Below are 17,343 nucleotides of genomic sequence, written 5' to 3' on the forward strand. Positions count from 1 at the left end.
GGATCTCCCGTGTGGTGTCCATTGCGTTTGCGCAGTGGCGCCCGGTATCAACCTTTGTCAGAATAGGGGACCGCGATTTTGGCTGAATTGGCAAAACACTGCAGCAAGTTCACGTTTGGTGCCGGCATCGCCGGCAACCGCCTCACCCGGCTGCGGCATCCCGGCGGGCCGCGCATGCGCCGGATCCCTTCAGCCCCCTCTATTCCCGAACCGCCAGACGCCATGACCATTGTGCTCACGAGTGAAACGCAGGATGCCCTGCGCAAGCTCATTCTGCTGATTTCCCTGCACGACCAGGATGCAGCGGAACGATATTGGACATTGTTCCAGCAGGCGCTTGCGCGTGCCGAGCCGGGCTGCGACGGCCATCTGCTGCTGTGGCCCCTGAGCGAAGCGCTTGGCCAGGGTGGGGGGTTCTACGTCGACTGGAAAGACACCGCGGCACTGGTGCGCGGCGTGCAGGCGCTTTGCGACCGGGTCGATCTGCGCATTGACTGGGGCGTGGGCGATCCGCTGGCGCCTGCCTTTCTGGCGCGGCGCGATGTGCCGGCGCTGATGACGGTCGCGCAGGCTTCGCTGCGCGCGGCTGGCTATACGCTGTGGTGCTGGGATACCCAGGCGGACGCCTACGCCGGATGGATGATCCGCAGCCGCGACGAAGACATGCTGGCCGAGCTCGCCGGCCGCCTGCACCTGATGATCGACCCCGCCGACGAAACCTACTGAGGCCGTCCGCGCCCCACGCTGCGCGCCTGACGCGCAACGGCGCCCGCTGCCCGGCAGGTCGGGACGCCGCCTTGCCATCCGTGTTCAATCTTTGTGACATTTCAGCGGGATGGCGGCACCAGTCCGGGACCATCGGATATCTGCCGTGCCGGCACGGCCGCATGCGCACGAGCGTTGCGCATGGCGCCAGGCGAGGACCCATGCAATCCTGGCGCGCCGGCAACGGGGCGCCACCAGGGCGCCGGCTTTGCGGTAAAGGGGGTGTCGACAACGTACAATGTTGCGCCGGAATGGCCGGGGCAGCTTGCCGCGGCTTTGCCGCTTTTGCTGCGGCCGGTGGATGGCCGAACGCCGGCGGCGCTTCCGCCCCGATTTCCGCATCCTGGTTTCCGTTCCAACGATCCGCCCAACCGCCTCGCAGCCAATTCCGATGGAAAGCGTCGTCACCGAGATTTTCTACCGCCTTTCCACGGCGTTCTTCTGGCCCGTCGCGCTCGCCCTGCTGGTGCTGTTCGTGCTCTCGCTGGCCGATCTCGGCAGCCTGCTGGTGCAGTCCCGCCGCCGCGCGGCGGCGCCGGCCAGCGATCTGCCCGCGCTGGCCAATGCGCTGGCGGCCAGCCTGCGCAACGCAGCGCAGCCCCATCCGGGTGCCGTCGTGCTGTCGCCGTCGCTGGCCCGCTTCTGGGCCATGCTGGAAGCGCGGCTGGCCCGGCTCGATTCGCATGAACACCTCGACCTGTGGCTGGATGAAACGCTGCAGCGCGAGGAAATGCGCGTGGCCAACCGGCTCGACCTGACCCGCACGCTGGTGCGCATCGCGCCCATGCTGGGACTGGCGGGCACCATCATCCCGCTCGGGCCGGCGTTGCAATCGCTGCTGGCCGGCGATATGGCCGGCATGGTCAACCACCTGGTGGTCGGTTTTGGCGCGGTGGTCTGCGGCCTGGTGCTGGGCGGCATTGCCTACGTGCTGACGCTCACGCGCGAGCGCTGGGCGCGTGCCGATCTCAAGGAGATGGAAAACCTGTGCGAGCTGGTGCTGCGGGCCATGCCCGAGCCAGCGGTGCCGGCCGGTCACGGTGTGGTGCATGGCGCACTGGCGGGGGCGCTCGCCTGATGGACACAGGCCACGGACACCCGTTCAGGCGCAGGCGCTTCGTGCGCCGCCGCCGCGCGCAGGGCGAGCTTGCCTCGGTGCATCGGGAAGACCCGCTGGCCGGTGTGGCCAACCTGTTCGATGCCTCCATCGTCTTTGCAGTGGGCCTGATGGTGGCGCTCACGCAGGCCTTCAGCCTGACCCAGCTGCTCAATCCCGAATCGCAGTTCACCATGGTCCAGCGCGACCCCCGCACCGGCGAGTTGCAGCTGCTCGAGAAGAACCGCAAGGAGGTCAAGGTCAGCAAATTGTCGGCGCAGCAGAAGGCAGGCGAGGGCACCCGGCTGGGCGTGGCTTACCGGTTGCCCGATGGCAGCGTGGTGTATGTGCCGGAAGGTGCACAGGCTGGCACCCACCCCGTTCCGGCCCCGCCGGTGCCGGCCGCACGCTGATGGCGTGGATGCGCCGGATGGCCGCCACGGCATCCATGGCTCGGATGGCGTCGCTGCGCTGGCTGCTGCTGGCGCTCGGCCTGCTGTGCTGGCTTGCGGGCGCATCGGGCCGGGCCGGCGCGGCAGCGCCCGGGCACGGGCCGCTGGCCGCCGATGGCGGCCAGGCCCCCGTGCGCGTGCTGCTGATCACGACCAATACCCATGCGCTGCCGGCCGCGCAGGCGCGCCTGCGGGAGCTGGCCGGGCCGGGCCGGGTGGTGCTCGAGGCGGTGACCGCGGCGCCGGATGCCGCGCAGGTCGCAGCGGCCGATGCCATCTACGCCTACTTTGCGCCCACTGCCGTACTCCGGCAGATGGCCCCGGCCGTGCGCCAGGCGCGGCAGCGCGGTGCGCTGGTGCTGGCGGCGCCGGCGGCGTCCGCCGAGGCGGCCTGGAACGTTGGCCTGGACGCCGCGCGCAACCAGGCGGCAGAGGCCTACTGGAGCGCAGGCGGCGCCGACAACCTGGCCGGCTGGCTGGCGTGGACCGTGGCAGCGGTACGTGGCGAGACCGCCATCGCGGTGCCGCCGCCGCGTCCGCTGCCCGCGGCCGGCATCTACCATCCGCGAGCCTCCCAGCCCTTCGCCACGCTCAAGGACTACCTTGCGTGGTATCGGGCCGGCGGCAGCAACGGCCTGCCGCCCGGTGCGCCGCTGGTCGGCATCGCCTTCTACGCCAGCAACTATCGCCAGCAAGACCTCGCCCATATCGATGCGCTGATCGCGGCGCTGGAGCGCCAGGGCGTCGGCGCGGTGCCTGTGTTCGGCTGGCCGCTGTCGAGCCTGGGGCCGATGCTGACGATGGACGGCCAGAGCCCCTTGCGCGCGTTGCTGACGCTGAATCTCACCATCAGCCGGGCGCAAGACAAGACCTGGCTGGAGCACCAGGGCCTGCATGCCATCAACCTGATTGCCACGCGCGACAGCCAGGCCGGCTGGCGGGCGGACGTACGCGGCATCGGCGGCGAGCGCCTGCCGCTGCTGCTCAACACGCCCGAGCGGGCCGGCGCCTCGGAGCCGATCCTGTTCGCCACGCTGGAAGACGAGGGCGGCGCCAAGACCAGCCGGGCGGTGCCGGAGCGCGCCGAAGCGGCGGTTGCCCGGGTGCGCCGCTGGATCGCGCTGCAGGACAAGCCCGCGGCGGACAAGCGCATCGCCATCCTCTACTACAACAACCCCCCGGGCCGCGGCAATATCGGTGCCAGCTACCTGGCCACGCTGCCCTCGCTGGTGCAGGTCATGGCGCGCCTGCGCGAGGCCGGCTACCGCACGGGTACCGCGTTGCCGGACACGGCCGGACTCACCGCGCTGCTGGAACGCAATGGCCGCAATATGGAGGAGTGGTCGCCTGGCGAGCTGGCCGAGATGGTGTCGCGGGGCCGGGTCACACTGCTGCCGGTGGCGCAGTACAAAGGCTGGTTCGACACCTTGCCGGCGGCGTTCCGGCAGTCGGTGCTGGCCACCTGGGGCCCGCCCGAGCGCAGTCCGCTGATGCGGGTGAACGACGGCCACGGCGGGCAGTATTTCGTGATCCCGGGCTTGCGCTTCGGCAACCTGTTCGTCGGCCCGCAGCCGCTGCGATCCACCTTCGCGCACGCCATGGACAGCGCGCACGATACGGTGACCCCGCCGCCGCACTCCTATATCGCCGCCTACCTTTGGTACCGCCACGCTTTCGGCGCGGACGCGATGGTCCACGTGGGCCGCCACGGCACGCTGGAATGGCTGCCGGGCAAGCAAGCGGGGCAGAGCGGCGACGACAGCGCCGAAGTGCTGCTGGGCGACCTGCCCAATGCCTACTACTACATTCAGGACGGCGGCGGCGAGGCCATCCAGGCCAAGCGCCGCAGCGCCGCCGTGCTGGTCAGCCACCTGACGCCGCTGATCGCCCGCGCTGGCTGGCCTGACGCATTGGCCAGGCTGGATGAGGTGATCGAGCAGCAGGAGGCCGCCGCCGACAGCGCCCCGGCGCTGGCCGGGCAGTACCGCCTGCAAGCGCTGGCGCAGATCCGCGCGCTGGGGCTGGACCGGCAGCTGGGGCTGGACCCTGGCGCTCCGTGGGAGCAGGTCGAACCCGTGATCCACCGCTTCCTGCACAAGGTGGAAGCCGAGCCGGTGCCGCTGGGCATTCACACGCTGGGCGAACTGCCGCCGCCGGATAACCAGCGGCAGGCGCTTGCCACCGTGCTCGGGAGCGCCTTCGATGCCGCCGAGACGCACCGCATCGGCCAGGACACGCTGTCGCGCTGGGCTGACGCGCTGGTTCAGGGGCGCGAGCCCGATATCGCAGGCGCGGCCGGTGCGCCATTGCCGCCGCCGCTGGCGGACAAGGTAAAGGCGGCACTGTCCGGCGCGCGCGAATGGCTGGCCAATCTGCGTGCTTCGCCGCGCCGCGAGCTGGACGGGCTGGTGACGGTGCTGTCAGGCCGCTACCTGCCCACCGCGCCGCTGGGCGATCCCGTGCGTACGCCGCAGGGCCTGCCCACCGGGCGCAACCTGCACGCCTTCGACGGCGCGCTGATTCCCACGCCGGCCGCCTGGCAGCTTGGCAAGCAACTGGCCGCGCAGACGCTGGCGCGCTATCGCGAGGAAACCGGCAAGGCGCCCGAGCAGGTGTCCATGGTGCTGTGGTACGGCGAGACCGAGCGCCACCAGGGCGCGATGGAAAGCGAGGCGCTTTACCTGATGGGCGTGGAGCCGGTCTGGAACGCGCGCGGCGTGGTCGAGGACGTGCGGCTGATTCCCGATGCCGAACTGGGCCGGGCGCGGGTCAATGTGCTGTTCACCATCTCCGGCATCTACCGCGACGGCTTCGGCGACAAGGTGGCGCTGCTGGACAAGGCCGCGCGCCTGGCCGCCGCCGCTGGCGACAACGCCATCAGCCGGCATGACCGGGAGGCGCAGGCAACGCTGCTGGCGGCCGGCGTGGAGCCGCAACTGGCCGGGCGCCTGGCCCGCGCCCGCGTGTTTGCCGCCAAGCCCGGCAACTACAGCATCGGCGTGCAGCAGATGGTGGAGCAGAGCAAGGATGCGCCGCAGGCCGGAGAACAGCCGGGGGCGCTGGCGCGGCAATACCTGCGCCATATGAACTTTGCCTTCTCCAGCGAAGGCTGGGGCGAAACCGCGCCGCAGGCGCTGGCCAGCCATCTGACGTCCAACCAGGCCGTGCTGTTCTCGCGCGCCAGCACGCTGTACGGCGCGCTCGACAACGATGACACCTACCAGTACGCCGGCGGCCTCAACATGGCCACGCGGGCGGTCGGCGGGCAGGCACCGCGTTTCTGGCTGCATAACCTGCGCCGCGCCGGCGAGGAGCAGACGGTGGATGCCCGCACCTGGCTGGCCACCGAGCTCAACGCGCGCAACTGGAATCCGCGCTGGATCGAAGGCATGCAGCGCTCGGGGTATGCCGGCGCGCGCGAGATGTTCAAGGAGATCGAGCATCTCTACGGGTTCCAGGCCACCAGCCCGGAGCAGATGAGCGGCAGCTTCTGGCAGAACACCTACGACGTCTACGTGGCCGACAAGCACGGGCTCGGCATGGACCGCTTCTTTGCCCAGAGCAACCCGTACGCCCGCCAGGGCATCCTGGCGCGGCTGCTGGAGGTGGACCGGCAGGGCAGCTATCGCTTCACGCCGCAGGAGCGGGCCGGCATGGCGCGGCGCTATGTGGAATCGGTCAACCGCGACGGGCTGTCCTGCTCGGCCAACAGCTGCGGCAATCCGGTGCTGATGCAATACATTGCCGGGCTGGGGCAGCAGGCAAGGCTGCCCACCGACGCGCTGCGCGCATTCGCCGAGCGCCTGGCGCGCGCCATGCCGGGGCGTGAGCGCCCGGCGCAGGCTGCCCGGGCGGCCAGGGACGGATCGCCCTCCGCGGGGGCCCAGGCCGCGCAGCCGGTGCGCCCGGCTACGCCTCGGCCGCCGGCGGCACCGCGCGCGGAAACCGAACACGTGACTGGCCGGGTGCTTGAAAGCCGCGCGTTCAAGCTGGCGTCGCCCGCCTCCGCGCAGGCCAACGGCATGACGCCGCGCGCAGGGCTGTGGACCGCCGCGCTGATGCTGCTGCTGGTCGGCGCCGGCGCCGGCGCCGAGTGGTGGCGTGGCAGGCGGCGCCGGCCGGCGCAAGGCTGACATGGCACGGGTGGACAGCGCCGCGCGATCTCTTTATGCTGATTTCCTTGCCCGGCGCGGCTGCGGCAGTGCGGATATTTGCCGCATACCGGCCGCGCCATGCATAACGTTTCAGACTGAACGCCGCCGCGCCAGCGCGTATCATGCGCGGCGCGGCGCCCGGAACGCCAACTCCGGCGGCATTCGCTGAACGCCGCTGAACCCCGATATCCGCCCATGCAGACCCGTAAAATCCCCGCCACCATCGTCACCGGTTTCCTCGGCAGCGGCAAGACCACCTTGCTGCGCCATATCCTCGAGCATGCCGGCGGCCGCCGCATCGCGGTGATCGTCAACGAGTTCGGCGAACTGGGCATCGATGGCGAGATCCTCAAGGGCTGCGGCATCGGCTGCGACGAGTCCGGCGAGAGCAACGGCCGGCTCTACGAGCTTGCCAACGGTTGCCTGTGCTGCACCGTGCAGGAGGAATTCTTCCCGGTCATGGAACAATTGCTGGAGCGGCGCGGCGACATCGACCACGTGCTGATCGAGACCTCCGGCCTGGCGCTGCCCAAGCCGCTGGTGCAGGCCTTCAACTGGCCCAGCATCAAGAACGCCTTCACCGTGGACGCGGTGGTCACCGTGGTGGATGGCGCAGCCGCGGCCGCCGGCCAGTTCGCCGCCGATCCGGACGCGGTGGACGCGCAGCGCAAGGCCGATCCCAACCTCGACCACGAATCGCCGCTGCATGAACTGTTCGAAGACCAGCTCGGCGCGGCCGACCTGGTCATCCTCAACAAGACCGACCTGATCGACGCGGCGCAGCGCGCCGGGGTGGAAGCGCTGATCCGCCCGGAGATTCCGGCCGAGGTCAAGATCGTCGGGGCGCAGGGCGGCAAGCTGGATCTCGACCTGTTGCTGGGCCTGAACCGCGCGTCCGAGGACACCATCCACCTGCGCCCCGACCACCACGGCTCGGCGGATGATCCCGACCATGCCGATCACCATCATGACGAGTTCGACTCCGTCGTGGTGACGCTGGGCGAAGTGGACCGCGATCCGCTGATCAATGGCCTGCGGCAGCTGGTGGAAGACCACACCATCTATCGCATCAAGGGTTTCGCCGCGCTGCCGGGCAAGGCCATGCGCCTGGTGCTGCATGGCGTGGGACGGCGTTTCGACAGCTACTTCGACCGCCGCTGGCAGGCGGGCGAAGCGCAGGCCACGCGCATCGTGCTGATCGGGCAGGACCTCGACCAGCCCACGCTACAGGCGGCCCTGCAGGCAGCGCTGGCCGGCGCGGCGCGCGCGGCCTGACGTCCTCGACCCCGCAACCGGCCCAGGCACCCGATGCACCTGCTTTCCACCCGCCCGGGCGGCTTCGTCGACGACAGCGCCGGCGTGGTGCGTATCGAACAAAGCCCGGCGCAGATCGTGGTGCTGAGCGCGGCGGACACTACGCTGTCGCTGCTGGCGGGCGTTTTCCCGCGGCTGGGGGGGGATTTCCCCTCGGTGCGGCTGGCCAACCAGATGTACCTGCGCCAGCCGGCCTCGCTCGACATGTATGTGGACGACGTGCTGCAGCATGCGCGGGTGGTGGTGGTCGATCACCTCGGCGGCGATAGCGACTGGGCCTATGGCCTGGAGCGCCTGACCGAGCTGGCGCGCGCGCGCGGCCAGTTGCTGGTGATGTTCTCGGGCGACCTGGCCGAGGATGCCAACCTGCTCGCGCGTGGCAATGCGCCGCCGGCGCTCTCCAGCAACCTGTGGCGCTACCTGCGCGAGGGCGGCGCCGACAACGCCGAGCAGTTCTTCCGCTGCCTGGCGCACCACGCTTTCGGCTGGGGCCAGCCGGCGCTGCAGCCGCGCGTGCTGCCGCAGGCCGCGCTCTATCACCCGGCCCACGGCGTGGCAACCGCCGCGGACTGGCAGCGCGAATGGCAGCAGGACCGGCGGCAGGACGGCCAGGCCGATGCGCCGGTGGTTGCGCTGGTCTTCTACCGCGCCCATCTGCAGGCCGGCAACACTGCCGTGTTCGATGCGCTGATCGCGGCGCTGCGTGCCGCAGGCCTGAACCCGCTGCCGCTGGCGGTGAACTCGCTCAAGGACACGCTGTGCCGGGAGGTCCTGCAGCATCTGTGCAGCGAGCACCGCGCGGCGCTGGTGCTGAATACCACGGCGTTCGCGGTCGCGTCGCTCGACGCGCCCGCGGCGCTGCAGCTCGCCGGCGACGCGCCGGTGCTGCAGGTGATCCTGAGCGGCGGCAACCGCGAGGACTGGCTGCGTGACAGCCAGGGCCTGGGCCCGCGCGACGTGGCCATGCATATCGCCATGCCCGAGGTGGATGGCCGCATCGTTACGCGCGCCGTCAGCTTCAAGGGCCTGGCCTATCGCTGCCCCCATACCGAGGTCGACGTGGTGTGCTACCAGCCCGACGCGGAGCGCATCGCCTTTGTCGCCGAGCTGAGCCGGCGCTGGTGCCGCCTGCGCGAGATCGGCAATGCCGACAAGCGCGTGGCGCTGGTGCTGGCCAACTATCCGGCCAATGAGGGGCGCATCGGCAACGGCGTGGGCCTGGATACGCCGGCCTCGGTGGTGGGTATTCTCGCCATGCTGCGCGCCGAGGGCTACTTCTGCGAAGGCTTGCCGGCCGACGGCGACGATCTGATGCGTGGCCTGACGCAGGGCGTGACCAACGACCTGGACCAGCTGGATGCCAGGCCGGCGCTCCAGAGCCTGCCGATGGCGGACTACCTGCGCCACCTGGCGAGCCTGCCGCAAGACAACCAGCGCGCCATTGCCGCCCGATGGGGCAGCCCCGAACAGGACCCGATGGTGCGGCAGGGCCGCTTCATGATCGCTGGCGTGCGCAGCGGCCATCTGTTCGTGGGACTGCAGCCTGCCCGCGCCTACGCGCTGCCGGGCGAAGACGGCGCCCGGAGCTATGCCAGCTACCACGATGCCGAGCTGGTGCCGCCGCACGGCTACCTGGCGTTCTACTTCTGGCTGCGCCACGCCTTCGGCGCCGATGCCATCGTCCACGTCGGCAAGCACGGCAACCTGGAATGGCTGCCCGGCAAGAGCGTGGCGCTGGCCGACAGTTGCTGGCCGGACGCCATCCTCGGCCCACTGCCGCATCTCTATCCCTTTATCGTCAACGATCCGGGCGAAGGCGCGCAGGCCAAGCGGCGGGCGCAGGCCGTCATCATCGATCACCTGATGCCGCCGCTGACCCGCGCCGAAAACTATGGCCCGCTGCAGGACCTGGAGCGGCAGGTCGATGAATACTACGAAGCCCTGGCGGTGGACCCGCGCCGCGCGCGGCTGCTGCGCAAGGCCATCCTGAAGCTGATCGTGGACCAGCAGTTGCATCGCGAACTGGGGCTGGACGCCCCGGCCGACAGCGATGGGGAGGACGCGCTGCTCAACCGTACCGACGCTTACCTGTGCGAACTGAAGGAATCGCAGATCCGCGACGGCTTGCACATCTTCGGCGTGTCGCCGGAGGGACGCCAGCGGCGCGACACCCTGCTCGCGCTCGGGCGATTCCCGGTGGGCGACGGCAAGGGCGGGCAGGCCGGCTTGCTGACGGCGCTGGCAGCCGACCTCGATCTGGGCGGTGGCTTCGACCCGCTCGATGCGGATTGGGCCGCGCCCTGGGAAGGTCCGCGTCCGGCCATGCTGCAGGCGCTCGATGCCGGGCCGTGGCGCCATCACGGCGACACGCGCGAGCGGCTCGACATGCTCGCGGCGCGCTTGCTTGGCGATGACGATCCGGCCATGCCGGCGCTGCGCGAGGCGTGGCCGCAGGCCTCGGCCGTGCTGGCCCGCCTGCGCCACGACGTGATGCCGCGCCTGGACGCCTGCGGTCCGCAGGAGATGCTGCAACTCGCGCGCGGCCTGTCCGGCTGCTTCGTTCCGCCCGGCCCCAGCGGCGCGCCCTCGCGCGGCCGGCCCGATGTGCTGCCTACCGGGCGCAATTTCTATTCGGTCGATACGCGCGCGGTGCCGACCCGCACGGCGTGGACGCTGGGCCTCAAGTCGGCCAACCAATTGATCGAGCGCCATTTGCAGGAGCACGGCGAATACCCGCGATCGATCGGCTTGTCGGTGTGGGGCACCGCCACCATGCGCAGCGGCGGCGACGATATCGCGCAAGCCTTCGCCTTGCTGGGCGTGCGGCCCAAGTGGGCGCCCGGCAGCTATCGCGTGACCGATTTCGAGATCCTGCCGATGGCGATTTTCGACCGGCCGCGCGTGGACGTCACCCTGCGGGTGTCGGGCTTCTTCCGCGACGCCTTCGCCAATGTGATGCGCCTGTTCGATGCCGCCGTGCAGGCGGTAGCCGGGCTGGATGAGCCGCCCGAACTCAATCCCGTGCGCGCCCGCGTGGAGAGCGAGCGCGCACGGCTGGAAGCGCAGGGCGTGCCCGCGGGGGAGGCCCGCCGCCGTGCCGGCTGGCGTGTGTTCGGCGCGCGTCCGGGCGGCTACGGCACGGGCCTGCAGGACCTGATCGACGGCCGCGGCTGGCAGGACGATCACGATCTGGCACAGGCCTACCTCCATGCCGGCGGCCATGCCTACGGCCAGGGCACGGATGGCGTCGAGGCGCGCGCCAGCTTTGCCGAGTGCCTGGCCAGCCTGGATGCCGTGGTGCAGAACCAGGACAACCGCGAGCACGACCTGCTCGACGCCAACGATTACTACCAGTTCCAGGGCGGCATGGTGGCCGCCGCGCGCGCGTTCGGCGGCGCGCAGCCAGCGGTCTACCATGGCGACCACAGCAATCCGGCGGCGCCGCGCATCCGCACGCTGCAGGAAGAAATCAGCCGCGTGATCCGCGCGCGGGTGGTCAATCCCAAGTGGATAGCCGGCGTCAAGCGGCATGGCTACAAGGGCGCCTTCGAGATGGCCGCCACCGTGGACTACCTGTTCGGCTTCGATGCCACTACCCGCGTGGTGGCCGATCACCAGTATGCGCTGGTCACCGATGCCTATGTGAACGACGCCGACACCCGCGCCTTCCTGCGCCAGCACAATCCGCGCGCGCTGCATGCCATCTGCGAGCGCCTGCTCGAAGCGGTGCAGCGCGGCTTGTGGCAGGAGCCCGGAGCGCACCGCGCCCAACTCGAACAACACCTGCTCGACAGCGAGCAGGCGCTTGAAGGAACTCCCACATGAACGTGAACGCCAGCGGCCGGCACTTGCGGGTGCCGTTTCCCTTCAGTGCCCTGGTGGGCCAGCAGCGCCTGCAGCAAGCCCTGCTGCTCGCCGCGGTGGACCCCGGCATTGGCGGCGTGCTGGTGAGCGGCCCGCGCGGTACCGCCAAGTCGACCGCCGCGCGCGCGGTGGCCGAACTGCTGCCCGAAGGGCAGTTCGTCACCCTGCCGCTGGGCGCCAGCGAAGAGCAGTTGATCGGCACCCTCGACCTTGGCCACGTGCTGCGGCAGAGCGAGGTACGCTTCGCTCCCGGCCTGCTGGCACGTGCGCACCAGGGGGTGCTCTACGTGGACGAGGTCAACCTGCTGCCGGATCATCTGGTCGACCAGTTGCTCGACGTTGCCGCCAGCGGCGTCAACCTGGTGGAACGCGATGGCGTATCGCACCAGCACGAGGCGCGCTTTGTGCTGGTGGGTACCATGAACCCGGAGGAGGGCGAACTGCGTCCACAGTTGCTGGACCGTTTCGGGCTGGCGCTGACGCTGGAGAATTGCATCGATCCCGCGCAGCGCCAGGCTATCGTCAAGGCGCGGCTGGCGTTCGACACCGATCCCGTAGCGCTGCGCACGCGCTTCGCCACCGAGCAGGAAACGCTGACGCGGCAGGTCAGGCTGGCGCGTGCCGCGCTGCCGTCGCTCTGGTTCAGCGATGCCGTGCATGAGCGGGTCAGCCACCTGTGCCTGGCCGCCGCCGTCGACGGCGTGCGCGCCGACCTTGTGATGCTGCGCGCCGCGCGCGCGCTGGCAGCGCTGCAATGCGATGCGGCGGTAGCGCCCGCGCATGTGGACGCCGTGGCGGAACTGGTACTGCATCACCGCCGCCAGGCGGCACCGGAAGGCGGCGGGCAGGGCGGCACGGGAACCGATGCCGGTGATGCCCGCGCGCCGGGCGAAGCCAGCGATGCCGGGGACGACACGGCGGGCAACGGCGCCTGCGGCGCCACCAATCCCTGGGGCGCGCTCCCGGCCCCGCCCGCGGGCGTTGCATCGGGCCTCGCCACAGTCAAATCCGTAAGGCCGCTGCCCGCAAAAAAAGCCTGAGCCACCGGCAGGCCGCCGCCGAATCCCGGCAAGGCGGCAACCGGTGGCAGGCCCCTCGTCTGGCTTCCCCGCACGGCCGCCCCGCTGGCCCGCGCATCCATTGGCCGCGCACGCTGGCCGCCAAGCGCGGCGAGACGCTGGCGGCCGGCCACCTGCGCATGCGCGCGCAGCAGGCGCATGCCGGCGTATTGCATTGCTTCGTGCTGGATTGTTCGGCATCGATGGTGCACGGCCGCCAGCTGGCGCTGGCCAAGGGCGTGCTGCTGCGCTTGCTGCAGCGCGCCTATCAGGCGCGCGCCGAAGTGTCGCTGGTGTGCTTCGCCGGCGACCGCGCCGAGGTACGCCTGCAGCCGGCGCGAGCCCGCCCGTGGAGCGAAGCCTGGATCCGCCCGATCGCCGGCGGCGGCGGCACGCCGCTGGCGCTCGGCATGGAACGCGCCGGCCAGCTGCTGGCGCAGGCCGCGCGCCACCGCCCGGCGCAGCAGCGCTGGCTGTGGCTGCTCAGCGATGGCCGCAGCAGCGAGCAGCCCCCGCGCCCGCCTTGGGCGGATGTCGTGATGGTGGTGGATTTCGAGCGGCAGGCTGTGGCGCTGGGGCGATGCCGCGGGCTGGCGGCGGGGTGGGAGGGGGAGTATCTGGTGGCGGATGCGTTGATCGGGGGATGATCAAATACTGTATGTATACACAGTGCTGATGTAGGATGTGCTTTCCTCGGCCGGGCCATGAATATGGAAGTCAATCGCGCAACCCGCGGCTCGGACGGCGCCTCGGGCGCTGGCGTCAGGCTTGCCACTCGTATAGTCAGGCTATACACTTCCGGTGACTCAGCAATGATCAAAAGCTTCGCCCATTCTGGCCTGCAGCGATTCTTCGAGACTGGCTCGAAGGCCGGGGTTCAGCCTCAGCATGCCGAAAAACTTCGGATACAGCTTGGTGCGTTAGACCATGCCGTCATGCCGGAAGACATGGGTGTGCCCGGCTGGAGACTGCACCTGCTGAAAGGCAGCATGGCTGGACACTGGTCAATCACCGTCAATGGGAATTGGCGCATTACCTTCCGATTCGAGGATGGCGATGCGCTGGTTGTCGACTATCGTGACTACCACTGACACCGCAACGCAATGATACCTAGGAGACCACCATGACTCGGATGCACAAGCCCCCGCATCCAGGCTCGGTCCTCGCCGAATGGCTGGCAGGCCTGGACGATATGACGATCACGGCTTTTGCCGAACACATCGAAGTCACGCGTGCCACGCTCTCGCGTATCGTGAACGGCCACGCTGCAATCACGCCCGATATTGCCATCCGTCTGGAGGAAGCGCTGGGCGCAAGCCGCGAGATGTGGTGCGGCATGCAGACCGCCTACGATCTCTGGATGGCGGCACGGAAACCCCGGAAGCGTATCAAGCCGGTTGCCCGCCCGATCATGGACGAGGCCGAGCCGTTCTGCGCATAAGGGCCGTACGTGCGTAGGCGATCGGGACTGGATGGGCAGGTAGCGTGATGGTGGTGGATTCCGAGCGTCAGGTTGTGGCGCCGGGGCGATGCCGGGGGCTGGCGGAGGGGGAGTAGCTGGTCGCGGAGCACCTGATCGGTTGCTAACGATACAACCGCCGTATTTGCGGAATGTGTTTATTGAGTATCTTTTTTGGATTGGCATGAACCTTTCGTGCCATCTGCCGCGGATTCTGGTTTTATTGATCTGATAAACTAGACCAGTCTGTAGACCAGGTGGAGTTAGCATGTTTGTCGAAGTCGGTTCTTACGATGCCAAGACCAAGCTCCCCGAATTGCTTCGGAAAGTGGAGCAAGGTGAGCGATTCACAATTACCCAGCGTGGGCGCCCGATTGCTGATCTGGTGCCGAGCGCGGACAACGCACGCCACAGTAGCGAGGAAGCAGTGGCGGCAATGCGCGCGATCAAGCGCGTGACGGGTGTTGCTCCGGATGAGCTTGCACAATGGATTGAGGAAGGTCGCCGATGACATTGGTGCTTGATGCATCTATGGCCCTTGCCTGGCTGTTTCAGCGAGTGGTCCCGGCTCAGATCGATTGTGCCGACAGGGCACTTTCGGCCTTGACCTCGTATGAGGTGCTGGTGCCTGCGCTATGGCATGTGGAAACTGCCAATGCACTGCTGGTAGCGGAGCGGAGAAACGTTGTGACGCAAGCGCAGGTATCCGATTTCGTCGCCAGGCTCGGCCGTCTGCCGATCACGACAGACGCCGCCGCGCCGGGCGAGCGCCGCGAAGTGGTCATGGGTCTGGCTCGCGAGCACAGGCTCACCGCCTATGACGCAACCTATCTGGACCTCGCGTTGCGCAACGGCGCCGTGCTGGCTACCTTCGATGTGGCATTGGCTGATGCCATGCGCAATGCTGGTGGCGTTGTCTTTGAATGATTGGCATGACAATCCGGGCCATGCAGGAGATGAGCGGCCCGGAAGCGGAGCCGCCCATCCGCACCTCGGTCTCATCGTAGCGCCGCACCCGGTACACCACGATCGGGATCAGCCAGCTCAGCAGCCTGGAGGCGTGAACTTCGCGCCTCCCGCATCACGGCTCGATGCCTGCGTCCTGCAACCACGTTGCCATGTCGTTCACGACCTCGGCCATGCGGCTCTGTCCATCGGGTTCGGACAACCGGTGGTCCAGCGCCGGGTAGGTCTTGTAGGTGATGTTGCGTTTGCCCGCCTGATGGAGCCTGGCAACCATGGCCAGGACGGCAGCGGGCGACACCGACTCGTCGGCGCCGGCCTGGATGATCAGCGTCGGCGCTATGCCCGACTGCAGCACGGCCAGTTGATCCGTGTCGAGCGAGTCGCGCCACCAGCGGTAGCCGTGGCCGCTGGCCATTATTTGCGCCTGCGCCTCGGGCGTGGCGGTACGGACATGGTGGGCGAAATCACGCATGCCCTGCTTCGATTCCGCCTTCTCCTGCGCGGGGTTGGGCGCGCTGGCGATGCTGTGCAGCACGTCGTCGAGGAACCACTGGCCACCGCCATTGAAGGCGATGGTTGCGGTGACGCGATCCGATCGCGCCGCCAGCAGGTGCGCGACCACAGCCCCCTCGCTGCCGCCAAGGGCGACCACCTGGCGGTAGGCGTGCTGGCGTAGAACTTCGGCGATGACGGTGTCCAGATCCGCGGCGCGTTGCGCCGGGCTGTCGTGGCGAAGATAGGCAGGTGGGCAATCCGCGCGTTCGGGATCGTCGCTGTAGGGCAAGCTGGCGTCGATGCCGTACTTCTCCACCGTCAGAACATCGGCGGCGGGCATTACCCGCACCAGGTAGCGGTGGATCGCCTCGACCCGGGTTACGCTGTTGCAATCGGAACCCTGGATAACCACCAGCAATTGGTTCGCGTGCCTGGAGACATCTCGCACATCGAGGTAGTAGCGGATCCGCGAGCCGTCCGCGCGGGCCACATCCCGGCCCATCTCTCCCGCACGCGCCCACCCGGGCTGTGCCAGGCACACCAGCAGGCATGCAAGTATCCGCGCTTTGAATTTCAATTGTTCCCCCAAGGCTGGCAGCCGCTTTCGACGTTCGCCAAAGCGCTCACCCCATCCGCACCTCGATCTCATCGTAGCGCCGCACCCGGTACACCACGATCGAGACCAGCCAGCTCAGCACGAACACCCCGATGATCACGTAGCCCAGCATGCCGAAATGCGCGTTGAGCTCGCCGATCACGTCCCACAGCCCGCCTTCCAGGCCGAGCTTGTCGGCGATCAGCCCGAGTGCCTCGATGCCGCCGATCACCACCGCGACGACCACCGAGACCAGCGTGATGGTCATGTTGTAGTAGAGCTTGCGGATGGGCCTGGTGAAGGCCCAGCCGTAGGCGCCCAGCATCAGGATGCCGTCGGTGGTGTCCACCAGCGACATGCCGGCGGTAAAGAGCGCGGGGAACACCATGATGGTCCAGAACGGCACGCCCTTGGCGGCCTCCGCCGCCGACAGGCCGAACAGGGCGACCTCGGTGGCGGTATCGAAGCCGAGCCCGAACAGCAGGCCCATCGGGAACAGGTGCCAGCTGCGGCTGGCGAGCCGGAACAGCGGGCGGAACAGCCGCGACAGCACGCCGCGGTTGTTCAGCAGCAGGTCCAGGTCCTGCTCCTTGAGCGCCTCCCCGCGCCTGACCGCGCGAAACGCGCGCCATACCGAGATCAGGATCAGCAGGTTGAAGAAGGCCAGCAGGAAGAGGAACAGCGCCGACACGCTGGTGCCGATCATGCCGCCCACGGCCTTCATGTCGGCAAAGCGCGTTTGCAGCGCGGCGGCGGCAACGGCAATGCCGACCGACATCAGCGTGACCACGGTGGAGTGGCCAAGCGAGAAGAAGAAGCCGACCGTCACGGGGCGCTTGCCTTCCTGCATCAGCTTGCGCGTGACATTGTCGATGGCGGCGATATGGTCGGCGTCCACCGCGTGGCGCAGCCCGAGCGTGTAGGCCAGCACGGCGGAGGCCAGCAGCATGGGGTGGTCGCGGAACGCCATCAGCGCCCATAGCCACGCGCCGCCGTTGGCGGCAATCAGGAAGACGTACAGCGCAACGGTCTTGCGGCGCACGTCGGCGTCCTGGTCGTTGAAGATGCTGGCGAGGAAACGGAACATGGGGCGTCGGTGGGAAATGCGGGGGTTGGAGTCAATGA

Annotated in this window: 14 protein-coding genes; 12 read left to right on the plus strand and 2 right to left on the minus strand. The window is 68.9% G+C overall.

Annotated elements, in window-relative coordinates:
• The first annotated feature begins 222 nt into the window (after positions 1–222).
• From AC3FOF_RS34680 to AC3FOF_RS34735, 12 genes are all read left to right on the plus strand, one after another.
• Positions 223–726 (plus strand): DUF6630 family protein, encoded by a 504-nt coding sequence (locus tag AC3FOF_RS34680; RefSeq protein ID WP_035810511.1) that lies wholly within the window; start codon positions 223–225, stop codon positions 724–726.
• A 430-nt stretch (positions 727–1,156) separates the two neighbouring features.
• Entirely contained in the window at positions 1,157–1,843 is a 687-nt protein-coding gene (locus AC3FOF_RS34685) for a MotA/TolQ/ExbB proton channel family protein (protein WP_488729168.1), read from the plus strand.
• Positions 1,843–2,274, plus strand: coding sequence for a DUF2149 domain-containing protein (locus AC3FOF_RS34690; protein ID WP_488729169.1), 432 nt, complete (start codon positions 1,843–1,845; stop codon positions 2,272–2,274). The genes AC3FOF_RS34685 and AC3FOF_RS34690 overlap by 1 nt, the downstream gene beginning before the upstream one ends.
• 17 nt (positions 2,275–2,291) lie before the next feature.
• A complete protein-coding gene (locus AC3FOF_RS34695) occupies positions 2,292–6,446 on the plus strand; it encodes a cobaltochelatase subunit CobN (RefSeq protein ID WP_488729170.1) in 4,155 nt (1,384 codons plus the stop codon).
• A 216-nt stretch (positions 6,447–6,662) separates the two neighbouring features.
• Positions 6,663–7,742: a cobalamin biosynthesis protein CobW gene (gene cobW / locus AC3FOF_RS34700; protein WP_488729171.1), complete on the plus strand. Its 1,080-nt coding sequence runs from the start codon at positions 6,663–6,665 to the stop codon at positions 7,740–7,742.
• A gap of 33 nt (positions 7,743–7,775) precedes the next feature.
• The gene (gene cobN, locus AC3FOF_RS34705) at positions 7,776–11,606 is read left to right on the plus strand and encodes a cobaltochelatase subunit CobN (RefSeq protein WP_488729172.1); all 3,831 of its coding nucleotides are present in this window, start codon (positions 7,776–7,778) and stop codon (positions 11,604–11,606) included.
• Positions 11,603–12,685 (plus strand): magnesium chelatase ATPase subunit I, encoded by a 1,083-nt coding sequence (locus AC3FOF_RS34710; RefSeq protein ID WP_276269117.1) that lies wholly within the window; start codon positions 11,603–11,605, stop codon positions 12,683–12,685. Before cobN ends, AC3FOF_RS34710 begins: the two co-directional genes overlap by 4 nt.
• A gap of 158 nt (positions 12,686–12,843) precedes the next feature.
• The gene (locus tag AC3FOF_RS34715) at positions 12,844–13,350 is read left to right on the plus strand and encodes a vWA domain-containing protein (RefSeq protein WP_488729173.1); all 507 of its coding nucleotides are present in this window, start codon (positions 12,844–12,846) and stop codon (positions 13,348–13,350) included.
• A gap of 165 nt (positions 13,351–13,515) precedes the next feature.
• Positions 13,516–13,794: a type II toxin-antitoxin system RelE/ParE family toxin gene (locus tag AC3FOF_RS34720; RefSeq protein WP_488729174.1), complete on the plus strand. Its 279-nt coding sequence runs from the start codon at positions 13,516–13,518 to the stop codon at positions 13,792–13,794.
• A gap of 32 nt (positions 13,795–13,826) precedes the next feature.
• Entirely contained in the window at positions 13,827–14,144 is a 318-nt protein-coding gene (locus AC3FOF_RS34725) for a HigA family addiction module antitoxin (RefSeq protein WP_035808344.1), read from the plus strand.
• Between the two features lie 286 nt (positions 14,145–14,430).
• Positions 14,431–14,673, plus strand: coding sequence for a type II toxin-antitoxin system Phd/YefM family antitoxin (locus tag AC3FOF_RS34730; protein ID WP_488729175.1), 243 nt, complete (start codon positions 14,431–14,433; stop codon positions 14,671–14,673).
• The gene (locus AC3FOF_RS34735) at positions 14,670–15,089 is read left to right on the plus strand and encodes a type II toxin-antitoxin system VapC family toxin (protein ID WP_488729176.1); all 420 of its coding nucleotides are present in this window, start codon (positions 14,670–14,672) and stop codon (positions 15,087–15,089) included. Before AC3FOF_RS34730 ends, AC3FOF_RS34735 begins: the two co-directional genes overlap by 4 nt.
• Positions 15,090–15,243: 154 nt before the next feature.
• On the opposite strand, the gene AC3FOF_RS34740 is transcribed toward AC3FOF_RS34735, so the two are convergent.
• The gene (locus AC3FOF_RS34740; RefSeq protein ID WP_488729177.1) at positions 15,244–16,200 is read right to left on the minus strand and encodes a serine aminopeptidase domain-containing protein; all 957 of its coding nucleotides are present in this window, start codon (positions 16,198–16,200) and stop codon (positions 15,244–15,246) included.
• A 46-nt stretch (positions 16,201–16,246) separates the two neighbouring features.
• On the minus strand, positions 16,247–17,305 hold the full coding sequence (locus tag AC3FOF_RS34745; RefSeq protein ID WP_488729178.1) for a HoxN/HupN/NixA family nickel/cobalt transporter: 1,059 nt from the start codon (positions 17,303–17,305) through the stop codon (positions 16,247–16,249).
• Positions 17,306–17,343 lie beyond the last annotated feature (38 nt).

The sequence above is a fragment of the Cupriavidus sp. 96C5-1 genome, from assembly GCF_057798855.1.

Bases quoted from the DNA above. Each gene is read 5' to 3' on its own strand.
- AC3FOF_RS34695 (WP_488729170.1), top strand. From the start codon at position 2,292: ATGGCCGCCACGGCATCCATGGCTCGGATGGCGTCGCTGCGCTGGCTG.
- AC3FOF_RS34680 (WP_035810511.1), top strand. From the start codon at position 223: ATGACCATTGTGCTCACGAGTGAAACGCAGGATGCCCTGCGCAAGCTC.
- AC3FOF_RS34720 (WP_488729174.1), top strand. From the start codon at position 13,516: ATGATCAAAAGCTTCGCCCATTCTGGCCTGCAGCGATTCTTCGAGACT.
- AC3FOF_RS34685 (WP_488729168.1), top strand. From the start codon at position 1,157: ATGGAAAGCGTCGTCACCGAGATTTTCTACCGCCTTTCCACGGCGTTC.
- AC3FOF_RS34690 (WP_488729169.1), top strand. From the start codon at position 1,843: ATGGACACAGGCCACGGACACCCGTTCAGGCGCAGGCGCTTCGTGCGC.
- AC3FOF_RS34745 (WP_488729178.1), bottom strand. From the start codon at position 17,305: ATGTTCCGTTTCCTCGCCAGCATCTTCAACGACCAGGACGCCGACGTG.
- AC3FOF_RS34725 (WP_035808344.1), top strand. From the start codon at position 13,827: ATGACTCGGATGCACAAGCCCCCGCATCCAGGCTCGGTCCTCGCCGAA.
- AC3FOF_RS34715 (WP_488729173.1), top strand. From the start codon at position 12,844: ATGCGCGCGCAGCAGGCGCATGCCGGCGTATTGCATTGCTTCGTGCTG.
- cobW (WP_488729171.1), top strand. From the start codon at position 6,663: ATGCAGACCCGTAAAATCCCCGCCACCATCGTCACCGGTTTCCTCGGC.
- AC3FOF_RS34735 (WP_488729176.1), top strand. From the start codon at position 14,670: ATGACATTGGTGCTTGATGCATCTATGGCCCTTGCCTGGCTGTTTCAG.
- AC3FOF_RS34730 (WP_488729175.1), top strand. From the start codon at position 14,431: ATGTTTGTCGAAGTCGGTTCTTACGATGCCAAGACCAAGCTCCCCGAA.
- cobN (WP_488729172.1), top strand. From the start codon at position 7,776: ATGCACCTGCTTTCCACCCGCCCGGGCGGCTTCGTCGACGACAGCGCC.
- AC3FOF_RS34710 (WP_276269117.1), top strand. From the start codon at position 11,603: ATGAACGTGAACGCCAGCGGCCGGCACTTGCGGGTGCCGTTTCCCTTC.